This window comes from Dietzia sp. CQ4 (genome assembly GCF_014145125.1).
GTDB classification, from domain to species: Bacteria; Actinomycetota; Actinomycetes; order Mycobacteriales; family Mycobacteriaceae; genus Dietzia; species Dietzia natronolimnaea.
In genome coordinates, this window is record NZ_JAALDZ010000314.1 from 1 (window position 1) to 10,570 (window position 10,570).

Annotated in this window: 10 protein-coding genes; 4 read left to right on the forward strand and 6 right to left on the reverse strand. The window is 70.2% G+C overall.

What is annotated here, in order from left to right:
* Nucleotides 1–128: 128 nt before the first annotated feature.
* Together G6031_RS15710 and G6031_RS15715 are read left to right on the forward strand one after the other, a co-directional pair.
* Nucleotides 129–710 (forward strand): TetR/AcrR family transcriptional regulator, encoded by a 582-nt coding sequence (locus tag G6031_RS15710; protein WP_182609555.1) that lies wholly within the window; start codon nt 129–131, stop codon nt 708–710.
* Between the two features lie 44 nt (nt 711–754).
* Nucleotides 755–1,924, forward strand: coding sequence for an acetyl-CoA C-acetyltransferase (locus G6031_RS15715; RefSeq protein ID WP_182653764.1), 1,170 nt, complete (start codon nt 755–757; stop codon nt 1,922–1,924).
* Nucleotides 1,925–1,994: 70 nt separating this feature from the next.
* On the opposite strand, the gene G6031_RS15720 is transcribed toward G6031_RS15715, so the two are convergent.
* The 5 genes from G6031_RS15720 to G6031_RS15740 all read right to left on the reverse strand — a co-directional run bounded on the left by G6031_RS15720 (nt 1,995) and on the right by G6031_RS15740 (nt 6,367).
* Complete coding sequence (locus G6031_RS15720) at nt 1,995–2,624, reverse strand: hypothetical protein (protein WP_182653765.1); 630 nt, start codon at nt 2,622–2,624, stop codon at nt 1,995–1,997.
* Nucleotides 2,625–2,803: 179 nt separating this feature from the next.
* Nucleotides 2,804–3,889 carry a nitronate monooxygenase gene (locus G6031_RS15725; RefSeq protein ID WP_182653766.1) on the reverse strand — a complete coding sequence of 362 codons (1,086 nt, stop codon included), beginning with the start codon at nt 3,887–3,889 and terminating at the stop codon, nt 2,804–2,806.
* Nucleotides 3,886–4,656: a CoA-transferase gene (locus tag G6031_RS15730; RefSeq protein WP_182653767.1), complete on the reverse strand. Its 771-nt coding sequence runs from the start codon at nt 4,654–4,656 to the stop codon at nt 3,886–3,888. Before G6031_RS15730 ends, G6031_RS15725 begins: the two co-directional genes overlap by 4 nt.
* Nucleotides 4,656–5,576: a CoA transferase subunit A gene (locus G6031_RS15735; protein WP_182653768.1), complete on the reverse strand. Its 921-nt coding sequence runs from the start codon at nt 5,574–5,576 to the stop codon at nt 4,656–4,658. Before G6031_RS15735 ends, G6031_RS15730 begins: the two co-directional genes overlap by 1 nt.
* Entirely contained in the window at nt 5,573–6,367 is a 795-nt protein-coding gene (locus tag G6031_RS15740) for an enoyl-CoA hydratase family protein (protein WP_179524561.1), read from the reverse strand. The genes G6031_RS15735 and G6031_RS15740 overlap by 4 nt, the downstream gene beginning before the upstream one ends.
* Before the next feature lie 78 nt (nt 6,368–6,445).
* Between G6031_RS15740 and G6031_RS15745 the strand changes: the two genes are divergently transcribed.
* Nucleotides 6,446–7,219: an SDR family oxidoreductase gene (locus G6031_RS15745; RefSeq protein ID WP_182641188.1), complete on the forward strand. Its 774-nt coding sequence runs from the start codon at nt 6,446–6,448 to the stop codon at nt 7,217–7,219.
* A gap of 29 nt (nt 7,220–7,248) precedes the next feature.
* Nucleotides 7,249–8,166: an SDR family oxidoreductase gene (locus G6031_RS15750; RefSeq protein ID WP_182653769.1), complete on the forward strand. Its 918-nt coding sequence runs from the start codon at nt 7,249–7,251 to the stop codon at nt 8,164–8,166.
* A 141-nt stretch (nt 8,167–8,307) separates the two neighbouring features.
* Here the strand turns inward: G6031_RS15750 and G6031_RS15755 are convergent, their stop codons facing one another.
* A complete protein-coding gene (locus G6031_RS15755; RefSeq protein WP_182653770.1) occupies nt 8,308–10,233 on the reverse strand; it encodes a hypothetical protein in 1,926 nt (641 codons plus the stop codon).
* Nucleotides 10,234–10,570: the final 337 nt, after the last annotated feature.

The following is a 10,570-nucleotide window of genomic DNA, read 5'->3' on the forward strand; positions in this document are numbered from 1 at the left end:
AGATCGTGGGGCGCATGGTGGGGAGTCTAGGCAGTCGGCCGCGCCGGCGGGCGGACCGACGCGGCCGCCGCAGGCCTCGGGTCGCAGTGTCCTGTACCTAGCAAGTGCTTGGTTGGTAGGGTGGCCGAATGACCAGCACGACCAGACGTGAGGAGCTCCTGGCGATCGCCGCCGGGCTCTTCGCCGAGCGCGGCCTCCGCGCCACCACCGTGCGAGACATCGCCGACGCGGCCGGCATCCTCTCGGGCAGCCTGTACCACCACTTCTCGTCCAAGGAGGCGATCGTAGACGAGATCCTCCGCGGATTCCTCGACTCGCTCTTCGGTGACTACCAGCGGATCGTCGACGCGGGGTCGTCGCCCCGGGAGACCCTCGAGGGGCTGGTGCGCGTCTCGTTCGAGGCCATCCACCGCCACCGCGACGAGGTGGCCATCTACCAGGACGAGCTCAAGCATCTCCGGGGCAATCCGAGGTTCGACTACCTCCGCGAGCGCAACACCGAGTTCCGCGAGATGTGGACCGACGTGCTGAGTCGGGGAATGGAGTCCGGGGAGTTCCGTCCCGACCTCGACATCCGGCTCACCTACCGGTTCCTCCGTGACACGGTCTGGGTGGCAGTGCGCTGGTACCGGCCGGAGGACGCCGACGACCACGCCGCGATCGCGGACCAGTACCTGCGCATCGTGCTCGACGGCCTGGCCGACGACTGATCAGCACCATCCCATCCTGATCTCATACCCCCACGAGGAGACACATGACCAGCGTGACCGGCCGCGAGGCCTACGTGATCGACGCAGTCCGGACGCCCGCGGGCAAGCGCGGCGGCAGCCTGTCCGGCCAGCACCCGGCGGACCTGGGCGCGCACGTCATCCGCGCCGTCGTCGAGCGCACGGGGATCGACCCGGAGGTCGTCGACGACGTGATCTTCGGTTGCGTGGACGCCATCGGCCCCCAGGCGGGCAACATCGCGCGCTCCGCGTGGCTCGCGGCGGGGATGCCCCTCGGCGTGCCCGGCACGACCGTCGACCGCCAGTGCGGATCCAGCCAGCAGGCCATCCACTTCGGGGCCCAGGGGATCATGTCCGGGACCCAGGACGTGGTGCTGTTCGGTGGAGTCCAGAACATGAGCGCCCTGCCCATCTCGTCGGCCATGCTGGCGGGTCGCGAGTACGGGTTCGACGACCCGTTCACCGGCTCCACCGGGTGGGTCGAGCGCTTCGGCGCCCAGGAGATCTCGCAGTTCAACGGCGCGCAGATGATGGCCGACAGGTGGGACATCTCCCGCGAGGAGATGGAGCAGTGGGCGCTGCAGTCGCACTCCCGCGCCCGCGCCGCGATCGCCGAGGGCCGGTTCGCTGGTGAGTACGTTCCGCTGGCCGGACTCGAGTCGGACGAGACCACCCGTGAGACCACACTCGAGAAGATGGCCTCACTGCCGGTGCTCGCCGAGGGAGGGTCCCTGACCGCCGCGGTGGCGTCACAGATCTCCGACGGGGCGTCCGCGGGGCTGCTCGCGTCCGCGGAGGCGGTGGAGAAGTACGGCCTGACGCCGCGGGCCCGGATCCACCACCTCACCGTGCGCGGCGACGATCCGGTGATGATGCTCTCCGCGCCGATCCCCGCCACCCGGTGGGCCCTGGAGAAGACCGGACTGACGATCGACGACATCGACGTGGTGGAGATCAACGAGGCGTTCGCCCCCGTCGTGTTGGCCTGGATCAAGGAGATCGGCGCCGACCCGGCCCGGGTGAACCCCAACGGCGGCGGCATCGCCCTCGGTCACCCGCTCGGTGCCACCGGCGCGAAACTGTTCGCCACACTCCTGAACGAGCTCGAGCGCACCGGCGGCCGCTACGGCCTGCAGACGATGTGCGAGGGCGGCGGCACCGCCAACGTGACGATCATCGAGCGCCTGGACACCTGACGGCTCAGCTGCGGCTCCATAACGGGACGGGCCCCGCACCGACTGGTGCGGGGCCCGCGTGCGTGTGCTGTCAGTTCTCGGTGTCGCCGGCCGCCGAAAGGGTGTCGAGGCCGAGGTCGCCCCCGCCGCCGAGCAGGCCGAGGACGCTGCCGAGGCCGCTGTCATCGCCCTCGCCGGTGGCGGCGGAGAGCGTTCCGAGCGCGTCGCCGTCGGAGGACAGTCCGCCGAGGCTGCCCTGGATCGCGTCGAGCGGGTCGCCGACGAGCACGGGCCCGGCGACATCCGATCCGCCGATCAGGCAGTAGGTGACCACGGCGTACACGTTGGACTGCACGGTGGCCGACACCGTGACGTCAGTGAGCGTCACGCTGGCGATCGGGGAGGGCAGGAGGCCGCCGGTCTGGAGGAACGTCACGTCGGAGAAGCCGTTGACCAGGTTGGAGATCGCGTTGAGGTCCAGGTTCGAGAGCGCCTCGAGCTGCGTGAGGAGGGCCGGAGCACTCGACGTGGGGACGACCGCGGCGACACACGTGTCCGCATCGACCAGGAAGTCCTTCTCGAAGGTGACGGAGACGGTGTTGCCGTTGACCACGGGCGCGGCGGCGGTGGCGGCGGACGCGGCGCCGGCGCCGGCGATTGTCAGGGCGGCGGTGGCGCCGAGGACGGCGGCGGTGCGGACTGCGGTATGGGGGGAGGTCATAGTGTTCTCCTGAGGGTGCGGGGTGGGGTCCGCGGGTGGCGGACAACGACTCTCAGAGTAGGCCAAGAAAGTCCTGAGGAAGTGCTGATTCGGCGAACACGACCGCACCCGCCGACGTGTGCGGTCGGCGGGTGCGTGAGAGAAGTTGCCCGTGGGTCGGGTGGGGTTGCGAGTGGCGTCTACGGCCCCAGGTCCCGCAGGGTCTCCAGTCGCTGATGCGCCTGGGCCATGATCCGCTGGATCAGCTCGTCGCAGCTGGGCAGGTCCTCGATCATGCCCACGACCTGACCCGAGGCCAGAACACCGGCCTCGGTGTTCCCCTCGACGAGGCCGGCCTTGAGCAGCATCGGGGTGTTGGCGGCCATGACGATCTGCTGCCACGTGCGGTCGGACGCCTTCTTCATGTTGAGGCCGTCCCTGGCGAGTGCCTGCCACCTCATGCCCGTCATGGACTTGAACTTGTTGGCGTTCTGGACGGCCGCCAGCATCCCCTTGACGGGGCTGCCCGACTCCAGGGCGTTGACCAGGCCGGTACGCAGGACGCGGTGCGGCATGCCGTCGACACGGGTGGAGACGACGGTGTCCTGCAGCCCCTTCTCCAGGTACTGCTGCTTGACCGCGTCCGGGACGCGGGAATCGCTGGTGAGCAGGAACCGCGTGCCCATCGCGACGCCGGCGGCGCCGTAGGCCAGCGCGGCCACCAGGCCGCGGCCGTCGAAGAACCCTCCCCCCGCGATCACCGGGATGGAGGTGTTCCCGGCCCCGCCCAGCGCGTCGATGACACTCGGCAGCAACAGCGTCGTGGCCACCGGGCCGGTGTGTCCACCGCCCTCGCCGCCCTGGACGATCACCGCGTCGGCGCCCCACGAGGCCACCTTGACGGCGTGCTTGGCCGCACCGATGGAGGGGACGACGACGAGGCCGTTCTCCTTCAACCTGGCGATCAGTTCCGGCTTGGGCGCGAGCGCGAACGAGGCGGCCCTGACCCCGTGACGGATCATCAGCTCGCACCGCTCGGCGGCGTCCTCGGCGTCCGCGCGGAGGTTGACCCCGAAGGGCCTGGTGGTCAGCTCCTTGGTGCGGACGATGGCGTTCTCGAGCTCCGCGTACGTCATGGTGGCGGAGGCGATGATCCCCAGCCCCCCGGCGTTGGCGGTGGCCGCGGTGAGCTCCGGACCGGACACCCACCCCATCCCCGTCTGGACGATCGGGTACTCGACGCCGACGAGCTCGGTGAAGGCCGTGGTGATGGTGGGGGCGTTCACGCGGCCGGCACCTCGCGGTCGCGGAATCCGCGTGGGTCGAGGACCTCGCGGATGAGGCGGAGCTCCTCGGCGGACGGGTCGCGGGTGACCCCCGCCTCGGCCAGCCCTTCGATAGCGAACCCGGTGTTGTCCGCGACCTCCTCGGCGGTCACCCCCGGATGCAGGCTCACCGCGCGCATCCCGCGATCGGATCCGGTGAAGTCGAACACCCCCAGGTTGGACACCACCCGGTGGAGGTGGTGGTAGCGGAACGCCGGATCACCCTCGTCATACCGGTCGTAGCCCACGCCGCAGACGATGTCGACCTTCTCGGTGAAGACGCGGGTGGAGTGCTTGCCCACCCAGTAGCTGGTGGCGTGGTTGATCGAGTTGCCCGGGGCGCCGCGCAGGCCGAACATCTGCCGCGCGGGTTTCTGGACGTCGTCGCCGAAGGCCGAGAGGTTCTGGTTGCCGAACCGGTCGATCTGGTTGGCGCCCATGACCACGTGGCGGGTGCCGGCCTGGAGGACGTCGAACACGCGGGGGAACGGGATGTACCCCTCGAAGTCGATGACCTTGCCCAACGGCGGGGTCTGGGCCAGGAAGCGGTACTCGCCGTCGGTGATGAGCAGGTCCGGCTCGGTGGTGAGACGGGCGAGGCGGGCGCCGATGGTGGCCATCGGCGTCATGGGGGAGGCGAAGATCTCGCCGGCACCGGCGAAGATCTCCGCGCATGCCACGGCGCAGTACTCGGCCCGGCTGACGGACTGGGTGGTCGTGTCGGTCATCACTTGGCTCCCTTGTCTGCGGCGGCGGCCTTCTCCGCGAACGCGGCGACCGCCTTCTGGTAGTCCTCCTCGGACCCGGACAGGAACTCGGAGACGAACGCGTCCCAGGAGTCCTGGTCCTTGGCCGCGGAGGCGTAGTGCCGCTGGAACGCCTCATCGCGGCCGTAGCCGCCGGCGAACGTGAAGTGGGCGCCGTTCGGCGCTTCGGAGACGGTGTCGACGAACATCCGGCTCAGGAGCATGCGCTGCGGGCCCACCTCGTTCATCAGCGCATCCGCCGACTCCACGACCTCGTCGACCTCGAGGAGGACCGTGTCCGCGGACATCGCGTAGAGGTCATCGAAGTAGCCGTCGACGCCCGTGAACGCGGCGTTGCCGTGCCTGTCGGCCTTGTCCAGGTGGATCAGGGCGGCGTCCAGACGCAGGGCCGGCATCGCCACCAGGGTCTCCGTCTGGCCGTCGACGAGGTAGGGGGAGTCGACGGTCTTGAGCTCGTCGCCCCAGAACCGGAAGACGTCCGAGCCGAGACCGGCGCGCGTGGGCAGGAACGGCAGGCGGTGCGCCGCGGCGGTGAGGCCGGCGCGGACCATGCCCTCGTCCATCTCGCGGGAGACGATCGCCCCCTCGGTGCGTCGGCGGGCGAACCAGGGGTCGTAGAACGGCGCGGAGTCCAGTGAGACGAAGCCGTAGTAGGCCTTGGAGACCTTCCCGGCCGAGCACAGCAGCCCCAGGTCCGGGCCGCCGAAGGTGACGACGGTGAGGTCGGTCAGGTCCTCGCGGCGCAGGATCGCGCGGACGAGCGCCATCGGCTTGCGCCGCGAGCCCCACCCGCCGATGCCGATGGTCATGCCGCTGGAGAGGCGTCCCACGGCCTCGTCGAGACTGGTGCGCTTGTCGCGCGGGGTGGGGGTCGTCGTCACTTGTTCTCGCCCGTCCTCTCGGCTCTGTTGTCTCGTCTGTCCAGGTTGCGGCCCGTCTTGACGAACTCATCCCGGTGCTCGTCGGCCACGCCGGCGAGGTTGAGTTCGAAGGTGAAGCCCTGCTCCATGCGGTACGAGGTCTTCACGTCGACCGGGTCGATGTGGTTGATGGCTTCCTTGGCCGCGCGGATCACCCGGGTGTCCTTGGCGGCGATCGTCTCGGCGAGGTCGCGCGCCGCCGCGTCCAGCTGGTCACGGGGTACCACCTCGTACACCGTCCCCCACGAGTGGAGCTGCTGGGCGGTGACGTTGCGCGACGTGAAGTACAGGGTGCGCATCATGTGCGCGGGGACCATGCGCGCCAGGTGGGTCGCGGCGCCGAGGGCTCCCCGGTCCACCTCGGGCAGTCCGAAGACCGCGTCGTCGGAGGCGACGATGCAGTCGGCGTTCCCCACGAGTCCGATGCCGCCACCGACGCAGAACCCGTTCACCGCGGCGATCACGGGGACCGCGCATTCGTAGACCGCGTTGAAGGCCACGTAGCACCCACGGTTGGCCGCCAGCAGGTGGTCGAAACCCTCGAAGTCCTGCATCTCCTTGATGTCGACGCCCGCGTTGAACCCCCGGCCCTCGGCACGGAGGATCACCACGTGCACCTCCGGGTCGCGCCCGGCGGCGAGGATCTGCTCGCCGAGTTCGAACCACCCCGCTGACGGGATGGCGTTGACGGGGGGAAAGTCGACGGTGACGGTCGCGATGCCGTCCGATCCCTTGTCGACACTGATGCCCATGGTGCTCCCTTCGCACGCCGCCGCTGTGCTTCAGCGGTCGGGTGACTAACCAAACGCTTGCTTGGTAGGCTAGCACGCATGTCGAACATCGATCTGGGTCTGGCGGGCAGGGTCGTCCTCGTCACGGGCGGCGTCCGTGGCGTCGGCGCGGGGATCAGCAGGGTCTTCCGCGAAGCCGGCGCCGTCGTCGTCACCTGCGCGCGGCGCCCCGCCGACGACGGGTCCGACGTCGCGGATCTCGAGTTCCACTCCGTCGACCTCCGGGACCCCGACGCGGTGCGTGCGATGGTCGACCGGATCGTGGAACGACACGGTCGGTTGGACGTGGTGGTCAACAACGCCGGCGGCGCGCCGTTCGCCCTGGCGGCCGACGCCAGCCCCAACTTCCACTCCAAGATCATCGCGCTGAACCTCCTGTCCGCCCTCACGGTGGCCCAGGAGGCGAACCGGGTCATGCAGCCGTCCGGCGGGGCGATCGTCAACATCTCGTCGGTCTCCGGCCACCGGCCCTCGCCCGGGACCGCCTCGTACGGCGCCGCCAAGGCGGGCATCGACTCGCTCACGCAGTCGCTCGCCGTCGAGTGGGCGCCCGCCGTGCGGATCAACTCCGTGGTGGTGGGCCCGGTCAAGACCGAGCTCGCCGAGATGCACTACGGGGACTCCGACGGTGTGGCCGCGGTCGACGCCACGATCCCGATGGGCCGGATGGCCGACCCGCGGGACGTGGGCCAGGCGGCCGCGTTCCTGGCCTCGCCGTTGGCGGCCTACATCACGGGTGCCGAACTCCTGGTCCACGGGGGTGGCGAGAAGCCGGCGTTTCTCTCGGCGGCCAACGCCAACACCAGTCCCTGACATCACCGAACATCTATCCAAGGAGAACCATGGGAATCTGCGACGGACGCGTCGTCATCGTCACCGGCGCCGGCCGCGGGATCGGCCGGGAGCACGCCCTGGCCTTCGCGGCCGAGGGAGCCAGGGTCGTGGTGAACGACCTCGGCGCCGGTCTCGACGGATCGGACGTGGGGGAGTCACCGGCCGAGCAGGTGGTGGAGGAGATCCGGGCAGCCGGAGGCGAGGCGGTGGTCAACGGTAACGACATCTCCTCGTGGGAGGGGGCACGCGAACTCGTCCAGCAGGCGATCGACCACTTCGGCGGTCTCGACGTGCTGGTCAACAACGCCGGCTTCCTCCGGGACAAGATGCTCGTCGGCATGGGAGAGCAGGACTGGGACAACGTGATCAACGTCCACCTCAAGGGCCACTTCGCGCCGCTCCGGCACGCCGCCGAGTACTGGCGCGCGGAGTCGAAGGCCGGCCGGCCCCGCCAGGCCCGGGTGATCAACACCTCGTCGGGAGCCGGGCTGTTCGGTTCGGTGGGACAGGGCAACTACGCCACCGCGAAGGCCGGGATCGCGCTGCTGACCATCCAGACCGCCGCCGAGATGAAGGGGTACGGCGTGACCGCCAACGCCATCGCCCCCGCCGCGCGTACCCGGATGACCACCTCCGCCGGGGAGGGAATGGCCTCTCAGATGGCCGCGCCCGAGGACGGGTCCTTCGACGCCATGGACCCGGCCAACGTCTCGCCGCTCGTCGTGTGGCTGGGGTCGGCGGAGTCTGCCGAGGTCACCGGTCGGGTGTTCGAGGTCGAGGGAGGAAAGGTCACCGTGTGCGACGGGTGGCAGCGCGCCGCGTCCGAGGACAAGGGTGCCAAATGGGACCCGGCAGAGCTGCGGTCCGTGGTGCCGCGACTGCTCTCCGAGTCGCCCGCGCCCGTGCCCGTGTACGGCGCCCGCTGAGCCCGCCGGTCTGAACCGCGCCCGGCCTGAACTGCGCCCGGCCTGAACTGCGCCCGGCCTGAACTGCGAGAAGGAGCCCCGCACCAGCTCGGTGCGGGGCTCCTTCTCCGGTCCCGGGCTCAGCGCCCGGTATCGGGTGACTCAGTTCTCGGGATCCGGGCAGTCCTGCGCGTGAACCGATCCCGCGTTCGCGAGCTGGTCGACCTGCTCCTGCGGCAGGTCGCAGATCGTGGGCAGCGGCGGCAGGCCGGGCATCGGGGGCAGGGCGGGGAGCGCCACGCCACCATTGATCGCGGCGCCCGCGAGGACGAGCGTGCCGCCCAGGGACAGGACCGGAAGCAGGGCGATTCCCGAACCGCTCTCGCCGCCCAGGCTGGCCGCGGCCTCCAGGGAGCTGAGCGCGCCCATCTCGGACCCGAGGTTCGTCGATCCGACGCCCTGGAGAGAACCGTTCTCCAGCGAACCGGTCAGCGCGGTGAGCGAGCCGTTGACCGCGGTGAGGTCACCGAAGGAGCCGGTCAACACCTCGGCGCTGCCACCGGTGGATCCGGTGATCAGGTCCGAACTCTGGCCCGTGGAGCCGCTGTTGCCCGAGAGGGATCCGGAGACCTCCTCGATGGAGCCGGACAGTGCGGGCAGGATCCCGCCCTCGGCGATCGACCCGATGATCGGGTCGGCGGAGTTGCTCTCCACCGAGCCGGCGAGCTGGTTGGCGGAGCCGTTGGTCAGCGACCCGGCGATCCCGTCGCCGACGAGCTCGGCGGAGCCGCCGATGCCCTCGGTCGAACCGTCCGGGAAGTTGGCGGACAGCGGCGGGAGTTCCGCGGACCCGCCGAGGAAGTTGAGCTCGGTCGACAGCGGGGTCATCCCCAGCGAGCCCATGCCCTCGGAGCCGGTGAGCGGCGCGAGATCAGAAGAGGTGAACTCCGCGGAACCACCGAGGAGATCGAGCTCCGTGGAGAGCGGGGTCATGCCGAGGGAACCGACCTCGGTGGAGCCGAACTCGGCGGATCCTCCGAGGAGGTCCGTGGACAGCGGGGTCATGCCGTCCGATCCCACGTCACCCGAACCCACCAGCAGTTCGGTCGACAGAGGGGCCATGCCGGCGGAGCCGACGAGCGGGGCCAGGTCGGACGAGGTGAAGCCCGCGGACCCACCGAGCAGGTCGGTGGACAGGGGGGCCATGCCGGCGGAGCCGACGAGCGGGGCCAGGTCGGAGGAGGTGAAGCCCGCGGAGCCGCCGAGCAGGTCGGTGGACAGCGGGGTCATGCCGGCGGAGCCGAGCTCGGTGGAGCCGAACTCCGCGGAGCCGAACTCTGCGGAGCCGCCGAGCAGGTCGGTGGACAGGGGGGCCATGCCGGCGGAGCCGACCTCGGTGGAACCGAACTCCGCGGAGCCGCCGAGCAGGTCCAGCTGGGTGGACAGCGGGGAGAGGTCGGAGGAGGTGAAGTCCGCGGAGCCGCCGAGCAGGTCGGTGGACAGCGGGGCCATACCGAGCGAACCGACGTCGGTGGAGCCGAACTCGGCCGAGCCGCCGAGCAGGTCGGTGGACAGCGGCGGGAGCTCGGACGAGGCGGGGAGTTCGGCGGAGCCGCCGAGGAGGTCGGAGGACAGGGGCATCATGCCGAGGGAGCCGATATCCGTCGATCCGAACTCGGCGGAACCACCGAGCAGATCCGTGGACAGCGGGGCCATGTCCGCGGAACCGATCTCCGACGACCCGCCGAGCAGGTCGGAGCTGCCCGGAATCTCGGACGACCCGCCGAGGAGATCGGAGCTGCCCGGAATCTCGGACGACCCGCCGAGCAGGTCGGAGCTGCCCGGCAGTGCCGAGGAGCCGCCGAGGGGATCGGAGCTCAGAGCGGGGAGGTCGGCCGAGCCACTGAGCGGATCGAGGCCGGCAGAGCCCCCGGCGAGGTCGCCGGCGGACCCGGTGAACGGGCCGAGAATCGGACCGATCGCATCGATGACACTGCCGAGATCCTGCGCGTTCGCCGTGCCTTGGACTCCGGCGGTGGCGAGCAGGAATGTCGCCGCGACCGCGGCGGCCCTGTTGGGCTTGTTCATGGGGGAGGTCCTTTCGGTGGTGTGACCCCTCGGACGACCGGGACCGTGTGGTCCCAGGTCCGGTCTTCTAACCCCGATAAGAATCCTCTAAGGCTGAGTGGGTGTCAACGGTTTGCTCAGGAAGTGGTGCGCAAGTGACTAATGAGGTGATATGAGGTTGATAAACACTCGTCAACACCTGTGTGCCGAGTAAACGAACACCCAGAACCGTGGGGTCGACCACGCGTCGGGGCGGGGTCGCCGCCCCGGGCCGCGGGGAGGGGGAATCGGGATCTCTGCGACCGGATGGACATCCGGGTGGACGACAGCGGCCGGGGCCTCTCGGAAGGAGAGGCCC